The sequence below is a fragment of the Streptomyces sp. NPDC002513 genome, from assembly GCF_053595355.1.
This window is the reverse complement of record NZ_JBSFXK010000003.1, coordinates 42,795-68,135: the sequence shown is the minus strand read 5'-3', so window position 1 is coordinate 68,135 and position 25,341 is coordinate 42,795. Positions and strand designations below refer to the sequence as shown.

The 25,341-nt window shown below is 70.4% G+C and carries 22 protein-coding genes and 1 riboswitch; of the genes, 5 read left to right on the top strand and 17 right to left on the bottom strand.

What is annotated here, in order from left to right:
- Window positions 1-3 precede the first annotated feature (3 nt).
- Window positions 4-801, bottom strand: a complete 798-nt coding sequence (locus ACWD5Q_RS03075) for a metallophosphoesterase family protein (RefSeq protein WP_451425248.1) — start codon at window positions 799-801, stop codon at window positions 4-6.
- A 307-nt stretch (window positions 802-1,108) separates the two neighbouring features.
- On the opposite strand from ACWD5Q_RS03075, the gene ACWD5Q_RS03070 reads away from it, so the two are divergent.
- Complete coding sequence (locus ACWD5Q_RS03070; protein ID WP_451425247.1) at window positions 1,109-2,905, top strand: AMP-dependent synthetase/ligase; 1,797 nt, start codon at window positions 1,109-1,111, stop codon at window positions 2,903-2,905.
- A gap of 190 nt (window positions 2,906-3,095) precedes the next feature.
- Here ACWD5Q_RS03070 and ACWD5Q_RS03065 read toward each other — a convergent pair whose 3' ends face one another.
- Window positions 3,096-4,238, bottom strand: a complete 1,143-nt coding sequence (locus tag ACWD5Q_RS03065) for a glycosyltransferase family 4 protein (protein ID WP_451425246.1) — start codon at window positions 4,236-4,238, stop codon at window positions 3,096-3,098.
- Window positions 4,239-4,379: 141 nt separating this feature from the next.
- Between ACWD5Q_RS03065 and ACWD5Q_RS03060 the strand changes: the two genes are divergently transcribed.
- A complete protein-coding gene (locus ACWD5Q_RS03060) occupies window positions 4,380-5,612 on the top strand; it encodes a glycosyltransferase 87 family protein (protein ID WP_451425245.1) in 1,233 nt (410 codons plus the stop codon).
- A gap of 31 nt (window positions 5,613-5,643) precedes the next feature.
- On the opposite strand, the gene ACWD5Q_RS03055 is transcribed toward ACWD5Q_RS03060, so the two are convergent.
- The 5 genes from ACWD5Q_RS03055 to ACWD5Q_RS03035 all read right to left on the bottom strand — a co-directional run bounded on the left by ACWD5Q_RS03055 (window position 5,644) and on the right by ACWD5Q_RS03035 (window position 11,288).
- Window positions 5,644-6,846 (bottom strand): hypothetical protein, encoded by a 1,203-nt coding sequence (locus ACWD5Q_RS03055; protein ID WP_451425244.1) that lies wholly within the window; start codon window positions 6,844-6,846, stop codon window positions 5,644-5,646.
- Between the two features lie 44 nt (window positions 6,847-6,890).
- Window positions 6,891-8,003 carry an NlpC/P60 family protein gene (locus ACWD5Q_RS03050; RefSeq protein ID WP_451425243.1) on the bottom strand — a complete coding sequence of 371 codons (1,113 nt, stop codon included), beginning with the start codon at window positions 8,001-8,003 and terminating at the stop codon, window positions 6,891-6,893.
- Between the two features lie 292 nt (window positions 8,004-8,295).
- The gene (locus ACWD5Q_RS03045) at window positions 8,296-9,336 is read right to left on the bottom strand and encodes an NlpC/P60 family protein (protein ID WP_451425242.1); all 1,041 of its coding nucleotides are present in this window, start codon (window positions 9,334-9,336) and stop codon (window positions 8,296-8,298) included.
- Window positions 9,337-9,664: 328 nt separating this feature from the next.
- The gene (locus tag ACWD5Q_RS03040) at window positions 9,665-11,014 is read right to left on the bottom strand and encodes an NYN domain-containing protein (RefSeq protein ID WP_451425241.1); all 1,350 of its coding nucleotides are present in this window, start codon (window positions 11,012-11,014) and stop codon (window positions 9,665-9,667) included.
- A gap of 34 nt (window positions 11,015-11,048) precedes the next feature.
- Window positions 11,049-11,288, bottom strand: a complete 240-nt coding sequence (locus ACWD5Q_RS03035; protein ID WP_451425240.1) for a hypothetical protein — start codon at window positions 11,286-11,288, stop codon at window positions 11,049-11,051.
- Window positions 11,289-11,444: 156 nt separating this feature from the next.
- Between ACWD5Q_RS03035 and ACWD5Q_RS03030 the strand changes: the two genes are divergently transcribed.
- Window positions 11,445-12,140 carry a rhomboid family intramembrane serine protease gene (locus ACWD5Q_RS03030; protein ID WP_451425239.1) on the top strand — a complete coding sequence of 232 codons (696 nt, stop codon included), beginning with the start codon at window positions 11,445-11,447 and terminating at the stop codon, window positions 12,138-12,140.
- A gap of 188 nt (window positions 12,141-12,328) precedes the next feature.
- Window positions 12,329-12,610, top strand: a complete 282-nt coding sequence (locus tag ACWD5Q_RS03025) for an Lrp/AsnC family transcriptional regulator (protein WP_402418093.1) — start codon at window positions 12,329-12,331, stop codon at window positions 12,608-12,610.
- Between the two features lie 52 nt (window positions 12,611-12,662).
- Here the strand turns inward: ACWD5Q_RS03025 and ACWD5Q_RS03020 are convergent, their stop codons facing one another.
- From ACWD5Q_RS03020 to ctaE, 6 genes are all read right to left on the bottom strand, one after another.
- A complete protein-coding gene (locus ACWD5Q_RS03020; RefSeq protein ID WP_451425238.1) occupies window positions 12,663-14,024 on the bottom strand; it encodes an aminotransferase class V-fold PLP-dependent enzyme in 1,362 nt (453 codons plus the stop codon).
- A 215-nt stretch (window positions 14,025-14,239) separates the two neighbouring features.
- Window positions 14,240-14,356, bottom strand: a riboswitch (SAM riboswitch).
- A 134-nt stretch (window positions 14,357-14,490) separates the two neighbouring features.
- Window positions 14,491-15,555: an anthranilate phosphoribosyltransferase gene (gene trpD, locus ACWD5Q_RS03015; protein ID WP_451425237.1), complete on the bottom strand. Its 1,065-nt coding sequence runs from the start codon at window positions 15,553-15,555 to the stop codon at window positions 14,491-14,493.
- 133 nt (window positions 15,556-15,688) lie between these two features.
- A complete protein-coding gene (qcrB, locus tag ACWD5Q_RS03010) occupies window positions 15,689-17,350 on the bottom strand; it encodes a cytochrome bc1 complex cytochrome b subunit (protein WP_451425236.1) in 1,662 nt (553 codons plus the stop codon).
- Window positions 17,347-18,405 (bottom strand): cytochrome bc1 complex Rieske iron-sulfur subunit, encoded by a 1,059-nt coding sequence (qcrA, locus tag ACWD5Q_RS03005; protein ID WP_451425235.1) that lies wholly within the window; start codon window positions 18,403-18,405, stop codon window positions 17,347-17,349. The genes qcrB and qcrA overlap by 4 nt, the downstream gene beginning before the upstream one ends.
- Entirely contained in the window at window positions 18,402-19,214 is an 813-nt protein-coding gene (gene qcrC, locus ACWD5Q_RS03000) for a cytochrome bc1 complex diheme cytochrome c subunit (RefSeq protein WP_451425234.1), read from the bottom strand. The genes qcrA and qcrC overlap by 4 nt, the downstream gene beginning before the upstream one ends.
- Before the next feature lie 113 nt (window positions 19,215-19,327).
- Window positions 19,328-19,948: an aa3-type cytochrome oxidase subunit III gene (gene ctaE / locus ACWD5Q_RS02995; protein WP_451425233.1), complete on the bottom strand. Its 621-nt coding sequence runs from the start codon at window positions 19,946-19,948 to the stop codon at window positions 19,328-19,330.
- A gap of 179 nt (window positions 19,949-20,127) precedes the next feature.
- Here ctaE and ACWD5Q_RS02990 point away from each other — a divergent pair, with 179 nt between their 5' ends.
- Window positions 20,128-20,529 carry a hypothetical protein gene (locus tag ACWD5Q_RS02990; protein ID WP_451425232.1) on the top strand — a complete coding sequence of 134 codons (402 nt, stop codon included), beginning with the start codon at window positions 20,128-20,130 and terminating at the stop codon, window positions 20,527-20,529.
- A gap of 161 nt (window positions 20,530-20,690) precedes the next feature.
- Here ACWD5Q_RS02990 and ACWD5Q_RS02985 read toward each other — a convergent pair whose 3' ends face one another.
- The 4 genes from ACWD5Q_RS02985 to ctaC form a co-directional block, all read right to left on the bottom strand.
- Entirely contained in the window at window positions 20,691-21,965 is a 1,275-nt protein-coding gene (locus tag ACWD5Q_RS02985) for an Ig-like domain-containing protein (RefSeq protein WP_451425231.1), read from the bottom strand.
- A 128-nt stretch (window positions 21,966-22,093) separates the two neighbouring features.
- Complete coding sequence (locus ACWD5Q_RS02980; RefSeq protein WP_451425230.1) at window positions 22,094-22,492, bottom strand: cytochrome c oxidase subunit 4; 399 nt, start codon at window positions 22,490-22,492, stop codon at window positions 22,094-22,096.
- Window positions 22,489-24,225: an aa3-type cytochrome oxidase subunit I gene (gene ctaD / locus ACWD5Q_RS02975; protein WP_451425229.1), complete on the bottom strand. Its 1,737-nt coding sequence runs from the start codon at window positions 24,223-24,225 to the stop codon at window positions 22,489-22,491. Before ctaD ends, ACWD5Q_RS02980 begins: the two co-directional genes overlap by 4 nt.
- Window positions 24,222-25,181 carry an aa3-type cytochrome oxidase subunit II gene (gene ctaC / locus ACWD5Q_RS02970; protein ID WP_451425228.1) on the bottom strand — a complete coding sequence of 320 codons (960 nt, stop codon included), beginning with the start codon at window positions 25,179-25,181 and terminating at the stop codon, window positions 24,222-24,224. Before ctaC ends, ctaD begins: the two co-directional genes overlap by 4 nt.
- Window positions 25,182-25,341 lie beyond the last annotated feature (160 nt).

Here is a 25,341-nt window from a genome sequence, read left to right as displayed (position 1 = left end):
GGGTCACCACTCCAGCACCCAGGGTCTCCCGCTCCCCGCGAAATGCCCCACGTTCACGCATTCCGTCGCGCCGATCCGCATCCGGCTCGTCAGCGGCTGGTGGACATGGCCGAAGAGCGAGTACCGGGGGCGCGTGCGGCGGATCGCGTCCAGCAGGGCCCGGCTGCCGCGCTCGAAGCGGCGCGCCACCGTGTCGTAGACCAGCTCGGGCACCTCCGGCGGTATGTGGGTGCACAGCACGTCCACCTCCCCCACCGCCTCGATCTTCGCCGCGTACTCCTCGTCGCCGATCTCGTACGGGGTCCGCATGGCGGTGCGCAGGCCCCCGCCGACGAAGCCGAAGGTCCAGCCGCCGATCTCCACCCGCTGGCCGTCCAGCACGGTGGTGCCCGGGCCGGCGTACTCGGGCCACAGGGTCGGCATGTCGACGTTGCCGTAGGTGGCGTAGGTCGGGGTCGGGAAGGCGGCGAACAGTTCGGCGTACTGTCTGCGCACCGCCCTCTCGATCGCCGCGGCGCGGTCGTCGCCCACGCCGGCCCACAGCCGGGCACCGAAGGCGCGCGCCTCCTCGAAGCGGCGGGCGGTGCGCAGCTCGACGATCCGGTCGGCGTTCTCCTTGCCGAACAGGTCCGGGAAGATCCCGCGCGAGTGGTCGGCGTAGTCGAGAAAGAGGACCAGATCCCCCAGACAGACGAGGGCGTCGGCCCCGTCGCCGGCTCTGGCCAGGTCGCGCGCGTTGCCGTGCACGTCGCTGACCACGTGAACGCGCGTCCGCGGAGTGCCGTCCGGTGTGGGTGTCATGACGATCAAGCGTAGGGGTGTGGGACATAGGTGAACAGTGGCGGCCGGACCAGCGGTTACTGGCCAGTCAGGAAGGGGGTGGACTACTGTGCGCGAAGGAACGCCAAAGCGTGTGACGCGCGGAACATCTCGTCCGGACCCCCTGTCCCGGAGGCCATACCGGCGGGTAACGTCCGGGCCGTCCAGTCGTGCTCAGGGTTTCAGCCAACGACTGTCGTGGGAAACCCTGCGCACCTGCCCGAGCCTTGGACCGCACCGTCGCAGCACACAACGTCGTGTCGTCGGCGCCCTATGAGGAGCAGCAGTCTTGCGCGAGTTCAGCCTTCCGGCTTTGTACGAGGTCCCTGCGGACGGCAATCTGACCGACATCGTCCGCAGAAACGCCGCGCAGCACGCGGACGTCGCCGTCATCGCCCGCAAGGTGGGCGGTGCCTGGCAGGACGTCACCGCCGCCACCTTCCTCACCGAGGTGCGCAGCGCGGCGAAGGGACTCATCGCCTCCGGCGTGCAGCCGGGCGACCGGGTGGGGCTCATGTCCCGCACCCGCTACGAGTGGACCCTGCTGGACTTCGCGATCTGGAGTGCCGGGGCGGTCACCGTGCCGGTGTACGAGACCAGCTCGCCGGAGCAGGTGGAGTGGATCCTCGGCGACTCGGGCGTGACCGCCTGCCTCGTGGAGCTGGACACGCACGCCGCGGCCGTCGAGTCGGTGCGCGACCGGCTGCCCGCGCTCAAGCACGTCTGGCAGATCGAGGCCGGGGGCGTTCAGGAGCTGGAGCGGGCCGGGAAGGACGTCAGCGACGCGACGGTCGAGGAGCGCTGCTCGCTCGCCAAGGCCGACGACCCGGCGACGATCGTCTACACCAGCGGGACCACCGGGCGCCCCAAGGGCTGTGTGCTCACGCACCGCAACTTCTTGGCCGAGTGCGGCAACATCGTCGAGCGGCTGCGCCCGCTCTTCCGTACGGGCGAGTGCTCCGTCCTCCTCTTCCTGCCGCTCGCGCACGTCTTCGGGCGTCTGGTGCAGATCGCGCCCATGATGGCGCCCATCAAGCTCGGCTGTGTCCCGGACATCAAGAACCTCACCGACGAACTCGCCGCGTTCCGGCCGACGTTGATCCTCGGTGTGCCGCGCGTCTTCGAGAAGGTCTACAACTCGGCGCGGGCCAAGGCACAGGCCGACGGCAAGGGGAAGATCTTCGACAAGGCGGTGGACACGGCGATCGCGTACAGCCGCGCCCTGGACGCCCCGTCCGATCCGTCGCTCGGCCTGAAGATCAAGCACAAGACGTTCGACAAGCTCGTCTACAGCAAGCTGCGCGCGGTGCTGGGCGGCCGCGGCGAGTACGCCATCTCCGGCGGCGCCCCGCTCGGCGAGCGCCTCGGCCACTTCTTCCGCGGTATCGGCTTCACGGTCCTGGAGGGCTACGGCCTGACCGAGACCACCGCGGCCACCGCCTTCAACCCCTGGGACCGGCAGAAGATCGGCACGGTCGGCCAGCCGCTGCCGGGCTCCGTGATCCGTATCGCGGACGACGGCGAGGTGCTGCTGCACGGCGAGCACGTGTTCCGGGGGTACTGGAACAACGAGGCCGCGACCGCGGAGGCGCTGGCCGACGGCTGGTTCCACACCGGTGACATCGGCACCCTCGACGAGGACGGCTATCTGATGATCACCGGCCGCAAGAAGGAGATCATCGTCACCGCGGGCGGCAAGAACGTCGCCCCGGCCGTGATCGAGGACCGCATCCGGGCGCACGCGCTGGTCGCGGAGTGCATGGTGGTGGGTGACGGGCGGCCGTTCGTGGGCGCCCTGATCACCCTCGACGAGGAGTTCCTGGCGCGCTGGGCCGCCGAGCAGGGCAAGCCGGCGGGTTCCACCGCGGCGTCGCTGCGCGATGACCCGGATCTGATCGCGGCGATCCAGGAAGCGGTCGACGACGGCAACGCCGCGGTGTCGAAGGCGGAATCGGTGCGGAAGTTCCGCATTCTCTCCTCCCAGTTCGACGAGGAGTCGGGCCACCTCACGCCGTCCCTGAAGCTCCGGCGCTCCGTGGTGGCGAAGGACTTCGCGGAGGAGATCGAGGCCCTCTACCGGAAATAGCGGCCGTCTGCCGGAAGCAGAGGCCGTCCGCCAAAGGCGGCGGTCCCCGGCTGTCAGCTCATGACGCGGTGTCCTCGGCGAGGACCCGCGTCATGGTGCGTTCGGCGAGCGCGGTGATGGTGCGGCCGCGGCGGGGCGAACGCTGCCTGCCGGGGTACCGGCTCCGGCAGGCTCTGGGGCGCGGCACCCTTCAGAGCAACGCTTCGAGCTTCTCCGCCAAGAGGTCCCAGCGCCATTTCTCCGCCACCCACTGCCGCCCCCGCTCGCCCATGCGGCGGCGCAGCTCCGGGTCGCCCAGGAGGGTGATGATCCGGTCCGCGGTCTCCTCGGCACAGCCGCCCCGCACCACCCAGCCGGTCTCCCCGTCGAGCACCGCGTCCGGGGCGCCGCCCGAGTCGCCCGCGACCACCGGGAGGCCCGTGGCGGAGGCCTCCAGGTACACGATGCCGAGGCCCTCGACGTCCAGGCCGCCCCGGCGGGTGCGGCACGGCATCGCGAACACGTCGCCGGCGCCGTAGTGCGCGGGCAGCTCGGACCACGGGACGGCGCCGGTGAAGTGGACGGCGCCGGCGACCCCGGTCTCCTGCGCGAGTCTGCGCAGGTCCTTCTCGTAGGGCCCGCCCCCGACGATCAGCAAGGCCGCCTCCGGCTCCTTGGCCAGGATCCGCGGCATCGCCCGGATCAGCGTGTCCTGGCCCTTGCGCGGGACCAGCCGGGAGACACAGACCACCACCGGGCGGTCCGTGAATCCGAGGCGGTCGCGGACCTCGTCGCCGCCCGAGCCGGGATGGAACGTCTTCTCGTCCACCCCCGGGGGCAGTTGCACCATGCGCCCGGCCGCCTGCGGGGTCAGGACGGAGGCGATCCGCGAGCGGGTGTACTCGCCGAGGTAGGTGATCGTGTCCGTCGACTCGCCGATCCGGCGCACCAGGTCGCGTGCCGCGGGGAGCTGGGCCCAGCCCGCCTCATGGCCGTGGGTGGTGGCCACCAGGCGCCGCGCCCCGGCCCGGCGCAGCGCCGGCGCCATCAGGCCGAGCGGTGCCGCCGCCCCGAACCACACCGACGTACAGCCGTGCTCCCGCAGCAGCCCCACGGCCCGCCGGGTCGCGCCCGGCGTCGGCAGCAGCATCGTCGTCCGGTCCCGTACGACGGTGAAGGGCTGTTCGGCGTCGAAGGCGGCCGTCGCCTCGGCGCCCTCGCGGCCGCGCTTCCAGGTGGAGGCGTAGACGACCAGGCGCTCGGGATCCAGACGCAGCGCCATGTTGTGCAGGAACGCCTGGATGCCGCCCGGACGGGGCGGGAAGTCGTTGGTCACGATCAGGGTCTTGTGCATCGCCGTCGACAGTACCGAACCCGGTGTGCGACCGTCCTCACAGCTTCGTACGGCCGCGCTTCATGGCCCTCGCGCGGTCCGGCGGGGAATCATGGCCCCTCAGGACGACGACGACGCGGGACGCGCCGGAACAGGGGTCGGGTGGAGATGGCGGGCACACGGAGGTTCCCGGTCTGGCTGTTCGCCGTCTGGGGCCTGACCAGAGTGGTCCTGCTGCTCTTCGTCCTCAGGGTGCTCGTCTTCCCCGGCCCGGACGTCACCACCGACGTCTCGGTCATCTACCACGGGTGGTACGAGACCCTGCGCACCGGCACGTTCCCGCGCGACGACGTCACCTGGCAGTACCCGCCCGTCGCCGCGCTCGCGATCCTCTCCCCCGCGCTGCTGCCTTTCCTGGACTACGCGCAGGCCTTCTACGTCCTCGCCCTGCTCGCCGACCTGGCGGTCCTCGGCCTGCTCGGGTACGCGGGCACACGCCCCGGCAGGACGCTGCGGGGTGCCTGGCTGTGGACGGCCGGCGTCGCCCTGCTCGGCCCGACCGTCTACGCCCGCTACGACGTGATGGTGACCGCGGTGGCGGTCGCGGCACTGCTCGCGGGGGCGGGCCGGCCGCGGGTGATGGGGGCGCTCGCGGGCCTCGGCGCCCTGCTGAAGGTGTGGCCGGCGCTGCTGCTGGTGGGGGCCGCGAGCCGCCGGGCCTGGGTCTTCGCCGCGGCGACGGCCGGCGGTCTGGCGCTGCTGTCCGGCCTGACGGCGCCCGGCGCCTTCTCCTTCCTGACCGCCCAGCGCGGCCGCGGCACCGAAGTGGAGTCGATGGGCTCGCTGGTCTTCCACGTCGCCCGGCACTTCGGCTGGCAGGGCCAGGTACTGCTCAACTACGGCTCGGTGGAGTTCCTCGGCCCGTACGTGGACTGGGTCAGCGCGGCGGCCCTGGCCCTGTCCGTGATCGCCTTCGGCTGGCTGCTGCTGTGGCGGGTGCGCGCCCGCCGTCTGCCGCCGCACGCCCTCGCGGACGCGGCCTTCGTCGCGGTGCTGCTGTTCACGGTCACCAGCCGGGTGATCAGCCCCCAGTACCTGGTGTGGCTGGTGGGGCTGGCGGCGGTGTGCCTGTGCCGGCGCGGCAGCGGGATGACCCTGTCCGCCGGACTGGTCCTGGCCGCCTGCCTGGCCACCGTCCTGGAGTTCCCCGTCTACTTCGCGAACGTCGTCGCCAGCGACCGTCTGGGCGTCGCCCTCCTCCTCGCCCGCAACGGCCTGCTGCTGCTCGCCACGGTGACGGCCGCCCGGGAACTGTGGCGCACCACGGTCACCGTCCCTCCACCCCCCGTCCCCCCGCAAACGCCTCGCACCCAGGAGACCCTGGCGCCCTCGTGACGGAACTCGGCGCCCTGCCGTGCGCCCCGGGTCAGCCCAGTTGGGACCGCAGATACGACCGCCACTGGCGGGTGAAGCTCTCCGGGGTCGTGCCGAGTGTGTGCTTCAAGGCGGTTTCGACCGCGCCGGTGCGGGTGCGGTGGTCGCCCACCGCCCGGTAGAAGGCGTTCAGCCGGGCCTCTCCCCAGCGGTCGGCGATCATCCGGCAGGCCAGCCAGCCGCCCTCGTAGGCCCGCGCCAGCGTGTCCGCGTCGCCGGAGAAGGCGAAGTCCGCGTCCCGGGGCAGCGCGGCCGGGACCTGTCCCCGCGCGACCGAGCGGGCGAGTTCGGGAGCCGCCTCTCCGGGAGTGCGGCCGCTGCCGCGGTAGCCGACCCAGTCGGCATAGCCCTCGGACAGCCACAGGGGCGTGGCCGCCGTGGTGTGAGCGCGGGTGGCCACATGGGTGGTCTCGTGCCGGAGCACGACCTGCTTGCCCAGGTCGCCGAGGACGTCGTACGCGTCGGGGTTGACGATGATGCGGTCCGCGGGCGCCCGCGCCGTGCCTCCCGCCTCCCCGGTGGTGACCGCGGCGATCCCACGGTACCCGGACGCCTGCGCGCCGAGCAGCCCCGCCATCCCCTCCAGCGACCGCGGTACGAGCACCACGACGTGCCGCACCCAGTCCCCGCCCCACGCGTCGGTGACGGCGGGCACCGACCGGTCCGCGAGGTCGGCGTAGGCCCGCAGGACGTCCCGGGGCTGCCCCACGCCGAGGACGAGGCTGTGCGTTCCGCGGACGGTCTCGACGGCGCCCTGCTCCCACAACTGCTCGCCGGCCTTCCGCGCGGGCTCGTCGGCGCTGACGTACCAGCGGCCGTCGGTGCGGGTCAGCCGCAGCACCCGGGCGGCGGTGACCGGCGCCCGGTCGTAGCCCTTGACGCGGTAGCGCAGCTCGGCGTCGGCACTCGCCCGGTCACCGGTGCGGCGCAGGGCCGTGACGCGGTACGACCACGCGGACAGCGGGACGGCACGCAGATTGTCGAACTCCGCCGCCCCGGCGCCGGCGGCCGGTGCCTCGGTGGCGAGAAAAGCGGGCCGGTTCCCGGCGAGGACGGCGGCCGCCCGCCGGTCGAGGACCTGCTGCACGGCGGCCGTCTGGGAGTCCGGCGCGGGCCGCCCGCCGCAGCCGACGAGCCCGGCGAGCAGCAGCGCACAACACGCCACGGCCCCCGACGCACGCCCATGATCAGCCATCGTCCGATCGTACGCGCCGGCCACCCCCCGTACCGGTGTCGCGGTCAGGGGCGGGTGACCGAGGAGATCGGCATCATCCCGACCGGGTCGTAGCGGACGGCGGCTCCCGGGTGGGGTGCGTGGATGACCTGGCCGCCGCCGACGTACATGGCCACATGGCTCGCGTCGGAGCGGTAGACGACCAGGTCGCCCGGGCGTGCCTCGGAGAGCGGCACCCGGTGGCCGGCGTACCGCTGCTCCTGCGAGGTGCGCGGCAGTCCGATGCCCGCCCGCGCGTACGCCCACTGCATCAGGCCCGAACAGTCGAAGCCGACCGGTCCGCTGGCGCCCCACACATACGGGCGGCCGAGGGCGGAGCGGGCCGCGGCGACCGCGGCGGCCGCGCGGCCGTCGGGCGCTCGGCCGTCGGACGCTCCGGTGCCCGTGAGGCCGGGCACGTCGCCGCCGGAGCGGGACGCGCGGTCGTAGGCGGCGCGCGCGGTGCGCGGCAGGGAGTCGAGCAGCCGTCGCGCGGTGGCGAGTTTTTGCTCGACGGTCCTCTTGTGCCGGGCGACGGCCACGCGGTCGCGCTCCAGCTCGGCCAGCTCAGCGGTGGTGTCCGCGCGTTCTTGGGCCAGCTCGCGCAGGGCCGCCTGGAGTTCCCTGAGCTGTCCGGCCTGGCGGGAGCCGATCCGGTCGAGCACGGCCGCCCGGTCCAGGTACTCGCCGGGGTCGTCGGACAGCAGCAGCCCGAGGGAGGAGTCGAGGCCGCCGGAGCGGTACTGGGCCCCGGCGAGCGAACCGAGCACGTCCCGCAGGGCGTTGACGCGCTCCTGCTGCCGGGCGATCCGGTCCTGCTCCCGGCCGACCTGCCGGCGCAGCGAACCGGCCCGCTCGGCCGCCTTGTTGTACGCCTCGGTGGCCTGCTCGGCCTCCTGGTACAGCCGGTCCACCGTGATCCGGAGGTCACGGGACGGGGCGGCGTCCGCGGGTGCGGCACCGAACGCCGTGGCGGCTGCTGCCGCCGCCGCGGCGGCCGACAGCACGGCGGCTGTCCTCCTCAGAGCCTGGTGCGGCGCCGGGGCGCCCGCCCCGGTGTCCCTTCGGCTCACCGGACGCATGGCGGCGCCATGGCCCCGGCCGAGCCCGGTTGGTGCAAGGCGGCGATGGGACCCCACGACCGGTCGCACTCCCTTCCGCTGACGGACCCCCGCCGCGCGGCGGGGGAAAACCCGGCAGACAGTAGCCGGGTGATCACGTGCGGTTCAAAGAGAGCGGGACGGGCGTACAACGCGGCACCCCGCCGCTGACGCAGGTCATCGGCGGGGTGCGGGGTCAGCGGGCGTCGCTGGAATTCGCCCGTTCGGGCGGAGTGGCCGCCCGGTCCGCCGGGGATCCGGTCGGACTCGGACGCCGAATACGACGGGGGATCCGGTCAGCCTCGGACGCCGGGCAAGACTCGGGATCCGGTCAGACTCGGACGCCGAACATGAAGGGTCCGCCGACCGTGCTCATCGACTCGTAGCGGACGACGGTGCCGGTGCGCGGGGCGTGCAGGATCTGGCCGTTGCCCGCGTAGAGGCCCACGTGGTGGATGTCGTTGAAGAAGAAGACCAGGTCGCCGACCTTCAGGTCGTTCACCGAGTAGATCCGGGTGCCTATGTTGGCCTGCTCCTGCGAGGTGCGCGGGATGGAGACGCCTGCCTGCGCGTACGCCCAGGAGGTCAGACCCGAGCAGTCGAAGGTGGCCGTGCCGGTGGCGCCGTAGTGGTAGGGCCTGCCGATCATGGACTGGGCGGCGGCGAACGCCGCGGCCGCCCGACCGGAGGCGGACCCGGTGTCGCCGCTGAGGACGCTGCGCTCGCTGGCCCGGCTGGCCCGGTTCTGCTCGGCGGCGAGCTGCGCCTTCTCCTGCGCGGTCAGGGAGTTGAGCAGCTTCTGCGCCGCGGCGAGCTTGCCCTGGACTTCCTGCTTCTTCTTGCCCAGCTCGGTCCGGGTGGCCGCGAGGTCCTTGAGCTTGTCGGTGGCCTCCTGGCGCTCCTGGGCCAGCTCGCGCTGCTTCTCCTGGATCTTCTTCAGCCCCTCGACCTGCTGGCTGCTCAACTGGTCCAGCGTGGACGCCTTGTCGAGGTAGTCGTCCGGGTTCGAGGAGAGGAACAGCTGCACGGAGGGGTCGATGCTGCCGGTGCGGTACTGGGCGCTGGCCATGGTGCCGATGCCGTCGCGGAGCTGGTTCAACTCGTCCTGGCCCCGGGCGACCTTGTCCTGCAGGTCGGAGATCTGCTTCTCCAGATTGTCCTGCTTCTCCTTGGCGCCGTTGAAGGCCTCGGTGGCCTGCTCGGCCTCCCCGTAGAGCTTGTCGACCTGGGACTTGACCTCGTCCTTGTTCGGCTTCTCGCTGGGGGCGGCGTTGGCGGCCTGCGCGCTGAACGCCACGGCGGCGGCCGCGGCGGTGGTGAGCACGGTCACACGTGCGCGGCTCGGCTGCTTGGGTCGACGGTGGGACGCCACGGGGGCGATCTCCTTCTTCCTTCAGCCGCCTACCGACACGCCGGCGGGCGGTGCCCTCCGCCGTCACTCACCCCATGTGAGTGATCACCCGAGCGGAGGTTCGAAGCCCGACCCTAGTGACCTCGTTGTGATCAGTTCAAATCCTGCGCGGAAAAATCCCCGTCACTCAATGCATTCTTTGCACAGAACTCACGTGGGGTGAGACGCCTTTGACGCTACGTTGCGTCACGATCACCCCAATTCGGGCATGCGCGATGGATGTTGCGCTTGGTGCGTAGGCGACCCATGGGACGTTCGGGACAACGGGCAAGTCTGGCACGGAAGTCCGTTATGCCCTGGAAAATCTCTTGAGCAGAACCGCCGACGCGACGGGACGGGCACCCGCCCTGGCGACCCCGTCGGCCACCTCACGGTCGGTGGAGACCACGATGACGGGCCGGCCCGGCGGCTCCGCGCGCACCAGCTGACGGATCAACTCATCAGCGGTGACGCCCGCCTTGGAGAACAGCACCCGCACGCCGCGCGGCGGCGCGAGCAGCACGGGAGCGGCCAGTTCGGCCCCGTCGAAGACGCACGTGACCTCCGCGCCGGACTGCGCGGCGAGCTGCGAGAGCTGCCCGAGGAGCCTGAGCCGCTGCTTCTCCAGCGGCATCTGCGGGTAGCCGGTCTTGGTGACGTTGTAGCCGTCGACGACCAGATGCGCCTGCGGCAGCGCGAGCAGTTGGTCGAGGATGGCGGGATCGCTCTCGGACAGCGCCCGGGCGGCGATGTCCTTCGGTGTCATCCGTCCCGGTTCGACCGCGTCCACGGTCTCCGCGGGCCGCACCGAGACCGGCGGCAGCGCCAGCTCCCGCCGCAGCCCCTGGGCCGCGTCCAGCACGGTGTCGAGCAGCAGCCGGACCCGCATGTCCTCGACGCTGCGCCCCTCGCGCACCGCTCGGCGCGTGGCCTCCAGGGCGGCCTCCGCCTCGCCGAGACGCGCCTTGAGCCGCCGGGTCTCGCTCTCCGCGACGGACACCTGCGCCTGGCCCTCGGCGCGCACGGCCTCGACCTCGCCCTGGACCTTGCGCAGGGCAGCCTCGCCGCGCTTGACGTCGCTGAGCGCCGCACGCAGCTTCCGGTGCAGCGATTCGGCTTCCTTGCGGACCGACTCCAGCTCCCCGCGCAGCCGATCGGTCTCGGCGCGGGTCTGTGCGCGGGCGGCGCCCAGTTCCTCACGCAGCCGCTCCAGCTCGGCCCGGTTCTCCTCGTCGACGCGCTCGGCGTCCACCCGCTGGGCTTCCTCGCCCGCGGCGGTCACCAGCTTCACCCAGCCCGCCGGGCGCAGCACATAGGCCGCGGCCGCCACGTCGAGCGGGTCCGCGGCCGGGGGCGGCGAGCCGGAGTCGAGGGCGCCGGTGAGTTCCGGCTGGGCCTCTCTGAGCTTCTCTGCGATGCGCTGCCGGAACAGCGTGTCGCTCTCCACGGCCGCCGCCATGGCGTTGCCGGCGAACTTGGCCCGACGGTTCGGGGCGAACCGGGCGTACTGCCGTAGCTGTGCGGGCAGTTCGGCCAGGGTCAGCCCGCCGAAGCCGTCCGCGACGATCTGCACGACCCGACGGCGCACTCCGTCGGGCAGCGGACGGTCGAGCACCTCAGCGGTGCCGTCGACCGGCTCCCCGCCCGAAGTCTCCACCATCCGTCACCCCAATGCCTGTGCGAGGCCGCCTCCGTCAGGAGCCGGCGCCCGGCCTGTCCACGAGCTCCACCTGGTCCACGGCGTTGCACCAGCGGCAACGCACCGACTCGATGGTCTCACTGACCACCTCGCGCTCCTCGACCGTCGGCTCCCCGGCCAGATCGAGATGCACGTACTCGACCACCTTCGACGAACGGGTCACGTCGAACCGGGTGAGGTTGCCGCAGAGCGTGCAGCGCCAGCGGGTCGTCTCGGTCGGCAGGGGAACCGTCATCGTGGACGCTCTCTTCCTTCTTCCAGTCTCCGTGATGCGCCAGTTTCCCTGGAGCGTGGCTCGTAACCCTACGGCCTGGCGGGTAGTCGCCGCCCGCCCGTCTCACGCGGCGAGGCACTCTGTGCGGATCAGTCCGGTTACGCCATGCTCTGTCCCATGATCAGCACCTGGAGCAGGGCGGCCGGGAGGGCGCTGCGAGGACAGTCGGCGCCCATGACGTACGGGCTGATCGTCCTGTGCTGTCTGATCTTCGCCCTGGGGCCGGCCTCGGGCCTGAACCCCTCCTACGGCCGGGGCGAGGCGCTGCTCGCCGCCCAGCGGGCCTATTTCGCCCGCTGGGGCGTGGTGCCCGCGGAGCTGTTCAGCGGGGCGCCACGGGCCGCCCTCACGCCCGCGACGGCGCTCTTCGTGCACGGCAGCTGGGTGCATCTGCTCGGCAACATGCTGTTCCTCTATGTCTTCGGGGCGATGGCCGAGGAGCGGATGGGCCATCTGGAGTTCGCCCTGTTCTACGGGGGCTGCGGCTATCTGGCGCTCCTCGGGTACGCGGCGGCCCACGCGCAGTCGACGCAGACGCTGGTCGGGGCCTCGGGGTCGATCTCCGCGGTGCTCGGCGCGTTTCTGTTCCTGTTCCCCGGGGCCAGGGTGACCAGTCTCTTCCCGTTCCTCTTCTTCCTGCCGCTGCGCTTTCCGGCCTGGGTGGTGCTGCCCTTCTGGGCGACACTGCAGTGGATCGCGGCGGACCGCGCCACCCAGGGGCCCGGGGTCGCCTACCTCGCCCATGTCGTGGGGTTCGCACTGGGCTTCCTCTACGCCTGGGTGCGCAGGCCCGTGCTGGCGGCGCGTCCGTGAGTCCCCCTCGCCCCCTCCTCCGCCACACCGGCCGGCACGAGCGCCCCGGCGGACGAACCAGCCGCCGAAGAGGGCCGCCGAGGCGCGGCCGGGTGGCCGCCGACGCTGCCGGGACAGCGTCTGTTGGTGAGCGGTGGGGCAGGTCTTAGAGTGACAGTCCGAGCGTGCACCTAGGGAGACAGCCAGCCGTGATCACTGCGATCGTGCTCATCAAGACCAGCGTGGACCGGATCCCCGAGATCGCCGAGTCGATCGCCGCGCTGGACTCCGTCAGCGAGGTCTTCTCCGTCACCGGCACCTACGACCTCATCGCCATGGTCCGGGTGCGGGCCCACGACGACCTGGCGGACGTCATCCCCGGCCGGATCAGCAAGATCCCGGGCGTCCTGGGCACGGATACGCATGTCGCCTTCCGCACGTACTCCCAGCACGACCTGGAGGCGGCGTTCGCGATCGGGCTCGACAACTGACTCCCTTCCGGCCGGCGCACCAGGACCCGGGCTCGGCGATCGGTCGGGGGCGTCAGACCGCCGGAACGCACCGCCCGTCCTGTGTGCGGTAGGTCCACCGCGCGCCCTGCCGGACCAGCTCCGCGACCGCCCGGACGAACCGCTCGACATGCTCGTCGGGCGTGCCCGCGCCGAAGCTGACGCGGATGGCGTTCAGGGACCGCTCGCCGGGTGCGGCCTCGGGGGCACCGCACTCGCCCGGGGCCTCCGGGTCGCCGCCCAGCAGGGTGCGCACCAGCGGATGGGCGCAGAACAGGCCGTCGCGGACGCCGATGCCGTACTCCGCGGAGAGCGCGGCGGCGAAGTGGGAACTGTTCCAGCCGTCGACGACGAACGAGATCACACCGACGCGGGGCGCGTCGTCGCCGAAGAGGGAGAGCACCTTGACCTCCGGGACCCCGGCGAGTCCCTCCCTGACCGTGCGGACGAGGTGCTGCTCACGGGCGACGAGCGCGTCGAAGCCCGCCTCGGTGAGGGCCTTGCAGGCCGAGGCGATGGCGTAGGCACCGATCACGTTGGGCGAACCGGCCTCGTGCCGCGCGGCGGTCTCGTGCCAGTCGACGTCCACTCCCCCGTCCGTCCGCCGGGTGACCCGGCGGCTGGCGCCGCCGCCCGCGAGATAGGGCTCGGCCGCGCGCAGCCAGTCGGCGCGGCCCGCCAGCACGCCGGAGCCGAAGGGGGCGTACAGCTTGTGGCCGGAGAAGGCGACCCAGTCCACGTCGAGGTCCGTGACCGACACGGGGTGGTGCGGGGCGAGCTGGGCGGCGTCCAGGACGATACGGGCGCCCTGCGCATGGGCGACCGCCGCCAGCTCGCGTACGGGCCACAACTCACCGGTGACGTTGGAGGCGCCGGTGACACACACGAGGGCCGGTCCGCGGGAGTCGCGGTCCGCGAGGGCGCGCTCCAGGGTCCGCACGGCCTGCCGCGGGGTGCGCGGGGCGTCGAGGACGGTGACCCGGGCGTCGCGCCAGGGCAGCAGCGAGGCGTGGTGCTCGGTCTCGAAGACGAAGACCTGGCAGCCGGCCGGCAGGGCGGCGGCCAGGAGGTTGAGCGAGTCGGTGGTGGACCGGGTGAAGATCACCTGGTCCGCCTCGCGGCAGTCCAGGAACGCGGCCACGGTCCGGCGGGCGTTCTCGAAGAGGTCGGTGGACAGCTGCGACAGATACCCGGCGCCGCGGTGGACGCTGCCGTAGTACGGCGCGTACGCCGCCACGTCGTCCCACACCCGCTGCAACGCCGGGGCGCTGGCCGCGTAGTCGAGCGCGGCGTAGGTGACGGTGCCGCCCGTGACGAGCGGCACGCTGACATCCCTGCCCAGAACGGGCAGCGGGGCACAAACGGACGGGTCGGCGGCAAGGGTGGAGACGGACATGGGTGCACTCCCGTGAAAGGCAGGTGGGATCACCGTGCCGGAGGGCGCGCAGAACGCGCGCCTGCGTCAACGGCACAGGAAAGGGTGAAGGGTGAAGAAGGGCGAAACGGGATGCGGAGGCGGGGCTCTGCGGCCCTAGCGCATTCGCTTGCTCACGGAAGGCTCCCTCGAACGACCAGGACCCCTGGCCCCACGCTCATGCACCGCGTGTGAGGGGTCCGCGCTTGCCGCAGACCTCGCTGCCTGCGGCCTGGTCTTCACCCGGGGCACCCCGCCACGGACGGAGGGTTGCCGGACAGCCGGCCGGGGCCGAGTGGCTGTCGCTCATGACCTGGGCAGGACGTTACGTGACGTGATCAGCCGGCCGCAACAGCTGTCCGGATGCCGGGACATGCGCCGGATGTCCCTGCGGCGGTGTACGAGAGGGGGAGCCCGGCCGTGCCGCGCTCCCCCCACTCCCCTGGGCTCACCGGTGGCTTGCGGCCACCCAGCGTTCCAGCGTCCGCTTCGCGGCCCCCGAGTCGATCGACTCCTGCGCCCTCTGCATCCCGGCGCGGAGCTGCTCGGCCAGCGGCGCCCCCGTCGGCTCCAGGGCCACCAGCGCCGCCGCCGAGTTCAGCAGCACCGCGTCCCTCACCGGACCGGTCTCACCGTCCAGCAGGCGCCGCGCCACATCGGCGTTGTAGGAGGCGTCGGCCCCGCGCAACGCCTCCACCGGCACCGGCTCGATGCCGACGTCCCGGGGATCGAAGGTCTCCTCGGTGACCGTGCCGTCGCGGACCACCCACACCCGCGACGTCGAGGTCGTCGTCAGCTCGTCCAGTCCGTCGTCGCCCCGGAAGACCAGGGACGAGTTCCCGCGTTCGGCCAGGACGCCCGCCACGATGGGCGCCATCCGCGGGTCGGCGACGCCCACCGCCTGTGCCTTCACCCGCGCCGGGTTGGTCAGCGGACCGAGCACGTTGAACGTCGTACGGATCCCGAGCTGCCCGCGCGCCGCGGCCACATGGCGCAGCGCCGGGTGGAACTTCACCGCGAAGCAGATGGTGATCCCGGCCTCCTCGGCCACCTCGGCCGTCCGCCGCGGGGTGAGGTCCAGATTGATGCCGAGCTTCTCCAGCACGTCCGAGGAGCCCGACGCGGACGACGCGGCACGGTTGCCGTGCTTGACCACCTTCGCGCCCGTGCCGGCCACCACGATCGACGACATCGTGGAGATGTTCACCGTCCTCGCGCCGTCGCCGCCCGTGCCGACGATGTCGACCGCGGGACCCGGCACCTCGATCACGTTCGCGTGCGCGTACATCGCCCGGACGAGCCCGGTGATCTCCTCGACCGTCTCGCCCTTCGCCCGCAGCGCGACGACGAAGGCGGCGATCTGCGCGTCCGTCGCCTCGCCGCGCATGATGCGGTCCATCGCCCAGGCCGTGTCGTCCACGCTCTGGTCATGGCCGTCCAGCAGCGCGTTCAGCACCCGGGGCCAGGAACGGCCCGCCGCGGTGTCGCCTCCAGCGGGGTTCACAGCGCTCATAAGCCGCTCCTGGGTCGGTGTCCCGGTGGGGACACGCTTCTCGAACAGGTCCACCCTATCCAGCCCCGGGCACGGCGAAGGGCCCCGTCCGGTCGGACGGGGCCCTTGGACCGTGGCGTGGCGCGCGCAGCGATCAGTGGTGGCCGTGGCCGCTCGTGATCTCCTTGTACTCCTCGACAGTGGGCTTGGGGATCTGGTTGTCCTCCCCGTAGTAGGCGTTGCTCAGCCTGGCACGCAGCTTCTCCGAGCCCTTGACCTTCCGCTCGACGCCGTTCTCGTCGACCGTCGGACCGATCTCGGCCGGCTTGTACTGCTCGTGCGCCGTGAGCGTGTGCAACTGCTCCTGGCTGAGCGGCTCGTGGACCTCGATGAACTCACCGTGCGGCAGCCGCTTGATGATGCCCGACTCGCGGCCGTGCAGCACCTTGTCGCGGTCGCGGCGCTGGAGGCCGAGGCAGATCCGCTTGGTGACGAGGAACACGAGCACCGGCACCACGAAGAAGGCGATGCGGACGAACCAGGTGATCGCGTTGATCGACAGGTGGAAGTGCGTGGCCCAGATGTCGTTGCCACCACCCAGCAGCATCACGAAGTACCAGGAGATCCACGCGGCACCGAAGGCCGTACGCGTCGGCGCGTTGCGCGGGCGGTCCAGGATGTGGTGCTCGCGCTTGTCGCCGGTGATCCAGGCCTCGATGAAGGGGTACGCACCGATGGCGACGAGGGTCAGCGGGAAGAGCACCAGCGGGATGAACACGCCCAGGACGAGCGTGTGGCCCCAGAGGTTGATCTCCCAGCCGGGCATGGCACGGATGAGACCCTCGGCCTGGCCCATGTACCAGTCGGGCTGGGCGCCCGTGGAGACCTGGTCCGGACGGTAGGGGCCGATGGCCCAGATCGGGTTGATCTGCGCGACCGCCGCGACGGCCGCGATGGCACCGAAGACCAGGAAGAAGAAGCCTCCGGCCTTGGCCGTGTAGACCGGCAGCAGCGGCATGCCGACGACGTTGTTGTTGGTCTTGCCGGGACCCGCGTACTGCGTGTGCTTGTGGTAGAAGACCAGGATCAGGTGGCCGACCACCAGGCCGAGCATGATGCCCGGCAGCAGCAGGATGTGGATCGAGTAGAACCGGGCCACGAAGTCGCCGCCCGGGAACTCGCCGCCGAAGAGGAAGAACGACAGGTACGTGCCGACGATCGGCACGGACAGGATCGCGCCCTCCATGAAGCGGACACCGGTGCCGGAGAGCAGGTCGTCCGGGAGCGAGTAACCCGTGAAGCCGGTGAACATGCCCAGGACGAACAGCAGGAAGCCGAACAGCCAGTTGATCTCACGCGGCTTGCGGAACGCACCCGTGAAGAACACGCGCATCATGTGCACGAACATGCCGGCGAGGAAGATCAGCGCCGCCCAGTGGTGGATCTGCCGGATCAGCAGACCGCCACGCACGTCGAAGCTGATGTGCAGCGCCGAGTTGAACGCCTCGCTCATCAGCTGGCCCTGCAGCGGCACGTAACTGCCGTGGTACACCACCTCGTTCATCGAGGGGTGGAAGAACAGCGTCAGATACACACCCGTGAGGATGATGACGATGAAGCTGTAGAGGCAGACCTCACCCAGCATGAACGACCAGTGGTCGGGGAAGATCTTGCGCATGTTCGACTTGGCCAGGGAGTAGATCCCCAGGCGGCCGTCGGCCCAGTCGGCGAGGCGCTCGCCGGCCGGTGCCCTTCCGCGCGAAGCGCCCGCCGCGTCAGCGGCAGACCGATTCGTATTGCTCGATGAAGTGCTCATCCGCGCTCCCAGAAAGCAGGACCGACGGGCTCTTCGAAGTCGCCGAGCGCCTCGAGGTAGCCGTCCGCGTTGACGCCGATGCGCAGCTGCGGCAGGGCGTGACCGGCCGGGCCGAAGATGACCCGGGCACCGTCGGAGAGGTCGAAGGTGGACTGGTGGCACGGGCAGAGGACGTGGTGCGTCTGCTGCTCGTACAGAGAGATCGGGCAACCGACGTGGGTGCAGATCTTCGAGTAGGCCACGATGCCCTCGTGGGACCACTCGAGTTCCTTCTTGTCCTTGATGTTCTCCGGCTGCAGCCGGACCAGCATCAGGGCGGCCTTCGCGATCTCCGTCTGGAAGCCCTCGTTCGCCTCCTCCAGGCCTTCCGGCTTGGCGAAGGTGAGCGAGCCCACCGCGACGTCCGAGGGACGCATCGGCTGGTTCGTGTTCATGTTGACGAGGAGCTTGCCCTTGCGCCACAGCGTGTGGCGCAGCTTGGTGCCCGGCAGCGAGCCGAGGTCGCGCAGCAGGAACACTCCGGAGAGCGGCACCAGGGCCAGCGCGCCGAACATCGTGTTCCGGATCAGCGTGCGGCGGCCGAGCTGCGACTCCTTGGCACCCGCCTGGAAGTCGGCGAGGACCTGCGCCTTGACCTCCGGCGACGCCTCGACCGGGTGACGCTCGTCGGCCACCTCGACGTCGGACATCAGGGTGCGGGCCCAGTGGACCGCGCCCGCGCCGATCGAGAACAGCGCCACGGCCAGCGTCAGGCCCAGCGCGAAGTTCATCGCGCTGATGTGCCCGATCGGGAAGACGTAGATCGCCTTGTCGTTCGGGATGGTGACGTACGAGGCGATGAAGCCGACGGTGGCCAGCATCGACACGGTGAACAGCAGGGCAACCGTGCGCTCGGAGCGCTTGGCGGCCTGCTCGTCGATGTCCTGGATCCGGTGCTCATGGGGCGGCAGGCCCGGGTCGGCGAACGGGTTCTTCTCGTCCGCGACCGCCAGGGCACCGTGCTCGGTGTCCTGCTCTGCGGGCAGGTTCTCTTCGGGAATGTCTTGGCTACTCATGACTTCTTGGCCTTTGCGGTCCGAGCGGCGACCCAGACGGCGACCGCGATCAGGGCGCCCAGTCCGAAGATCCAGGCGAAGAGGCCCTCGGAGACCGGGCCGAGACCGCCGAGGTCGAGGCCGCCGGGGTTCTCGGTCTGGTCACCGTTGACCGCCTTGACGTAGGCGATGATGTCCTTCTTGTTCTGCTGCGACATGGTGGTGTCGGGGAAGGACGGCATGTTCTGCGGGCCGGTCTGCATGGCCTCGTAGATGTGCTTCGGGTCGACGCCTTCGAGACTCGGCGCGAACTTGCCGTGCGACAGGGCACCGCCCGCGCCCGTGATGTTGTGGCACTGCGCGCAGTTGGTGCGGAAGATCTCGCCGCCCTTGGCGATGTCGGCACCCTCGGGGCTGTAGTCGTTCTTCGTCGGCACGGCCGGGCCGGCACCGAGCGAGGAGATGTACGCCGCGAGCTGGTCGATCTGGGCCTGGCTGTAGATGTTCTTCTTCTTCACCACCTGGGGACCCTGGGAGGTGGCGGCCGGCATACGGCCGGTGCCCACCTGGAAGTCCACGGCCGCGGCGCCCACGCCGACCAGGCTCGGACCATCGGAGCTGCCCTGACCGCCGGTGCCGTGGCAGCTGGCGCAGCCCACCTGGTAGAGCTTCTTGCCCTCCTCGATGGCGAGGGACTGGGAGGTTTCATCGGCCTGGGCCTTGCTCGCGGGCGCGAACGCGGCGTACAGCCCCCCGGTGGCCGCCAGCGCGAGGAGTAGGACGACGACAGCCGCCAGCGGATGGCGTCGTCGTGCGGAGAGCTTTTTCACGGATTACCCCGGTGTCAGGATCTTCTGCGTCGATGCTTCTGGAAATGGATCGGATCGTCGCGGGCGCTCGGTTCACCCCGATCGGGTGAACGTCCGCCGCGGCCGATCGCCGATTACCTGATCAGGTAGATCGTGGCGAAGAGGCCGATCCAGACGACATCGACGAAGTGCCAGTAGTAGGACACGACGATGGCGGCGGTCGCCTGCTCGTGGGTGAACCTCTTGGCCGCGTAGGTGCGGCCGAGGACCAGCAGGAAGGCGATGAGACCACCCGTCACGTGCAGGCCGTGGAAGCCGGTGGTCAGGTAGAACACCGAGCCGTACGGGTCCGAGGACAGCGAGAGGCCGTCCTTCTTGACCAGCTCGGTGTACTCGAAGATCTGCCCGCCGACGAAGATCGCACCCATGATGAAGGTGAGGATGAACCAGCCCCGGAGCTTCTTCACGTCACCGCGCTCGGCCGCGAACACGCCGAGCTGGCAGGTCAGCGAGGAGAGCACCAGGATCGTGGTGTTGGTCGCCGAGAACGGAAGGTTGAGATGTTCCGCCATCGCCTTCCAGTGCGTCGGACCCGTCACCGATCGCAGGGTGAAGTACATCGCGAAGAGGGCCGCGAAGAACATCAGCTCGGAACTCAGCCAGATGATGGTTCCGACGCTGGTGAGGTTCGGCCGGTTGACCGACGGGTGCGCGTGCCCGGTTTCTACTGTCGTTGCTGTCGCCACGACCGACATTATGTCGGGCCCTTATCCCGCCCTCACCCCGGGGGGTGCTGTTCGGAGTGTCCGTACCGTCTGTAGTGCCCGTATGGCCCATCGGAAGCCGTGTGCGGACCGCTGTTGACCGGGTGTTCAAAGGAGTAGCATCCGCCCCATCGGTCCGTTCCGTACGACGCTGACGTCCCGGAGGAAGCATGCAGCCGACCGCCACGGTGCTGGTCTACAGCGACGACTCCCGCACGCGCGAGCAGGTGCGGCTCGCGGCCGGGCGCAGGCCGGCGCCGGACGTCCCCGAGGTCCGGTTCGTGGAGTGCGCGACGCCCGACGCGGTCGTCAGGGAGCTGGACAGGGGCGGCATCGACGTGTGCGTGCTGGACGGCGAGGCCGTGCCGATGGGCGGCATGGGCGTGTGCCGGCAGATCAAGGACGAGATCTTCCACTGTCCTCCGGTGCTGGTGCTCATCGCGCGCCCGCAGGATGCGTGGCTGGCGACGTGGAGCCGGGCCGATGCCGCCGTGGCGCTGCCGGTCGAGCCGGTGGAGCTGGCCTCGGCGCTGGCCTCGCTGCTGAGGCGGCGGGCCCTCGCGAGCGCGTGACGGCACCGTGAGCGTCCAGGGGCCGTACGAGCCGGGCGAGCCCGGGCGCCGCGCCTGACGCGGCGCCCGGGGGCGTCCTGGCGGCCTCTCGCTCCCGCGCCGGCCCACCCCCGCAGGACATCGCCGGCCCCGCGCCCCTTGCCGGGGCACGGGCACTCCGGTCACACCGACTGCGGGCGCAGCCTCGCGATGTCCGCCGGACTCGGGCCGGGCTTGTCCGGGGTCAGGGCACTGCCCTTGCCCCATTTGTCCCAGTCGAGGTTCCAGTCGCCGTAGCCGTTGCCGAAGGGGGCCATCTGCGTGCCCCCGGAGTTGACGACCTGGACGATGTCTCCCAGCCGCACGGTGTCGTAGAACCAGTGGGCGTTGCCGGTGGTCATGCCGGTGCAGCCGTGGCTGACGTTGGCGTACCCCTGGGAGCCGACGGACCAGGGTGCGGCGTGCACGTACTCGCCGCTCCAGGTCACCTGGGCCGCCCAGTAGACCATCAGATCGAAGGAGTCGCTGGAACTCGAGGAGATGCCGATGGTCGTTCCGCGCATCCGTACGGCGGACTGCTTGGCGATGATGACCTTGATCCCGTTGCGGGTGGCGTAGCCGGGCCTGCCGGTCGTGACGGGGATCCGCCGGAGCACCTCGTCGTTCTTGTAGACGGTCATCTGGTGCGCGGCGGCGTTCGTGACGGCGACGAGGCGATCGCCCACGGTGAGCCGCACGGGCTTGCTGTCGGCGGCCCACAGGCGGTCCGAGACCTTCACGCCCGCGAGGTTGCTGTGCACCGTGACGGTGGCGTGGGCGGGCCAGTAGTCCTTGGGGCGGTAGTGCAGCGTCTTGTCGTCCACCCAGTACCAGGAGCCCTCGACCGCGGGCACCGAGTCCACCTTGAGGGCGCGCTCGACGATCGCACGGGACGTCCTGTCCTTGACGGGCTCGCTGAGTGCGGCCGTGACAGGCTGGCCGACGCCGTAGGTGCCGGTGTCGGGTCCGAGACCGACGTTCAGCACCTTCGTGGACTTCGGGACGGCGGTGTCGAACTCGAGGACCTTGCGGCCGGGTGCGCCGTTGTCGTCCTCCGTGCTCACCCGCACCGTGTAGTGGGTGCCGGCGGCCAGCGGTGCGGTGCTGTGCCAACGGCTGCCGTCGGCGTTGAGTTCACCGGCCAGGTAGCGTCCCCGGGCGTCCACGGCCGTGACGTCCGTGATGCGCCCGTCGGAGTCCGAGGCGGTGATCTCCAGGGGCTTGTCCGGATCGGCCTTCTTGTCGTTGCCGTCAGGGGCGTTGTACGCGATCTGGTCCGCCGCGTCGAACGGATGCGCGGCGAGCGGATCGCCGTCGACGCCGCAGGCGACGGGGCCCGCGGCGAGGGATATCAGCAGCAGGGTGCAGCCGACGACCGTGTGGCGTCGTGGCCCCCGGAAGAACACTGAGTTGCTCATGACCTCACGCTATGAACCCCGCCCGGCCACGGCGCGCCGGGTGAGCCGTGCGGGGGACGCGTGGCGCGGCAAAAGAGGGAGCCCGGACACTTCGGAGAGTGTCCGGGCTCCCGTGCGCTCGGTGCGTGTTACTGGGTGCGGTTCTCGCCGCGGTAGTACTCGAAGACCCAGCCCCACAGGCCCACCAGGATCAGCGGGGCGGAGAAGTACATCAGCCACCAGCCGATCGCGATGGACAGGAAGGCGAGTGCGCCGCCGACACCGAGGGCGAGCGGCTGCCAGCTGTGCGGGCTGAAGAAGCCGATCTCACCGGCGTCGTCCGCGACGTCGGCCTCCTTGTTGTCCTGGGCGCCCACGTCGACCCGCCGAGCCGTGAAGGCCAGGTAGTAGCCGATCATCACGCTCAGGCCGAAGGCCAGGAACAGCGCGGTGGTACCGGCCGGCTCCTTCGACCACAGGCCATAGATGATGGCGACGGCCAGCAGGAAGACCGCCAGCCAGAGGAACAGCTTGCCCTGGATCTTCACTTGCCGGCCTCCTTGCCACCAGCGACGGCCTTGCCGCCCGCACCCGCGTACTCAAGCTGTTCGAGCGCGGCGATCTCCGGGTGGTGCAGGTCGAAGGCGGGGGATTCGGAGCGGATCCGCGGCAGCGTGAGGAAGTTGTGCCGCGGCGGCGGGCAGGAGGTCGCCCACTCCAGCGAACGGCCGTAGCCCCACGGGTCGTCCACGCCGACCGGCTTGCCGTACTTCGCCGTCTTCCACACGTTGTAGAAGAACGGCAGGATCGACAGACCGAGCAGGAACGAGCAGATCGTCGAGATCGTGTTCAGAGCGGTGAAGCCGTCGGCCGCGAGGTAGTCCGCGTAGCGTCGCGGCATGCCCTCGGCGCCCAGCCAGTGCTGCACCAGGAAGGTGCCGTGGAAGCCGATGAACAGCGTCCAGAAGGTGATCTTGCCGAGGCGCTCGTCGAGCATCTTGCCGGTGAACTTCGGCCACCAGAAGTGGAAGCCGGCGAACATGGCGAAGACGACCGTTCCGAAGACCACGTAGTGGAAGTGCGCCACCACGAAGTACGAGTCGGAGATGTGGAAGTCCAACGGCGGCGAAGCCAGGATGACACCGGTCAGACCACCGAAGACGAAGGTGATCAGGAAGCCGGTCGCCCAGAGCATCGGTGTCTCGAAGGACAGCGAGCCCTTCCACATCGTGCCGATCCAGTTGAAGAACTTCACACCGGTCGGGACGGCGATGAGGAACGTCATGAAGGAGAAGAACGGGAGCAGTACGCCACCGGTGACGTACATGTGGTGCGCCCACACCGTCACGGACAGACCGGCGATGGCGATGGTCGCGCCGACCAGGCCCATGTAACCGAACATCGGCTTACGGCTGAAGACCGGGATGATCTCGGAGATGATGCCGAAGAACGGCAACGCGATGATGTACACCTCTGGATGGCCGAAGAACCAGAAGAGGTGTTGCCATAGCAAGGCACCGCCGTTGGTCGCGTCGAACACGTGCGCACCGAACTTGCGGTCCGCCTCCAGAGCGAACAGCGCGGCCGCGAGGACCGGGAAGGCCAGCAGGACGAGCACACCGGTCAGCAGCACGTTCCACACGAAGATCGGCATGCGGAACATGGTCATACCGGGTGCGCGCATGCAGATGATCGTGGTGATGAAGTTGACCGAGCCGAGGATCGTGCCGAAGCCGGAGAAGGCCAGACCCATGATCCACATGTCGGCGCCGATGCCCGGCGAGCGGACCGCGTCCGACAGCGGGCTGTAGGCGAACCAGCCGAAGTCGGCCGCGCCCTGCGGGGTGAGGAAGCCGCCGACCGCGATGAGCGAGCCGAACAGGTAGAGCCAGTAGGCGAACATGTTCAGCCGCGGGAACGCCACGTCGGGCGCGCCGATCTGCAGCGGCATGATCCAGTTCGCGAAACCGGCGAACAGCGGCGTCGCGAACATCAGCAGCATGATCGTGCCGTGCATCGTGAACGCCTGGTTGAACTGCTCGTTCGACATGATCTGCAGACCCGGCCGGGCGAGCTCGGCGCGCATGAGGAGCGCCATGACGCCGCCGATGCAGAAGAACGCGAACGACGTGGCCAGATACAGCGTGCCGATCGTCTTGTGGTCCGTGGTGGTCAGCCACTTGACGACGACGTTGCCGGGATTCTTGCGCCTGACCGGCAGCTCGTTCTCGTACGAGTCCTCGGCTGCGGCGGCACCCTGGGGTTCGTTGAGGATGCTCACAGGTTGTTCGTCTCCCGGTTCTTCTCGTGGCTCGTCTGCGCGATGCCCGCGGGGATGTAACCGGTCTGCCCCTTCTTCGCCAGGTCCTTGAGGTGCTGCTCATAGCGCTCGGGCGAGACGACCTTCACGTTGAACAGCATCCGGGAGTGGTCGACACCGCAGAGCTCGGCGCACTTGCCGCGGAAGGTGCCCTCCATGGTGGGTGTCACCTGGAAGGAGTTGGTGTGGCCCGGGATGACGTCCTGCTTCATCAGGAACGGCAGCACCCAGAAGGAGTGGATGACGTCGCGCGAGGTGAGGACGAAGCGGACCGTCTTGCCCTTGGGGAGCCAGAGGGTCGGACCGGGGTTGTTGGTCTGCGGGTTCCGCGTGGCCGGCGTGCCGAAGTCGTAGACACCGCCGGCGTTCGCCGGGAAGTCGTCCTTGAACCGGTTCGGGATCGCGTTCAGGTTCGGATCGGTCTTGGCGTCACCGGTCACCCCGCTGACGGGGGTGACATAGTTGAAGCCCCAGCTCCACTGGTAGCCGACGACGTTGACGGTGACGTCGGGCTTCTTGTCGAGGCTGAGGAGCTTCGACTCGTCGCGGGCGGTGAAGTAGAAGAGCACCGAGACGATCAGCAGCGGGACCACGGTGTACAGCGCCTCGATCGGCATGTTGTACCGGGTCTGCGGAGGAACTTCGACCTTGGTGCGGCTGCGCCGGTGGAACATGGCGCTCCACAGGATCAGGCCCCACACCAGCACGCCGACGGCGAGCGCGGCCGCCCAGGACCCCTGCCACAGGGAGAGGATCCGGGGAGCCTCCTCCGTGGTCGGGGTGGGCATACCAAGGCGGGGGAAGTCCTTGTATGTGCAACCGGTGGCGGTCGCCAGGACCAGGCCCGCGGTCAGTGCCTGCAGCAGCTTCCGCCGCATCGGGCGCCGCGGCGAGCGGTCGGAGCCGTTGGGACTCACGTAGCGCCTTCCCGAGAGTCTCGCCCGCGCGGTCGGCTGCGGCCTTCTCGCTGGTAGGTCGCCGCCCTGCGTCGGGCAGGGGTTTGGATGTTTATGCGGACCAAACCCTACTGGACGCCATTTGGGGTCGCGCGGGGAGGGTACCCAACGCGCCGCCGGA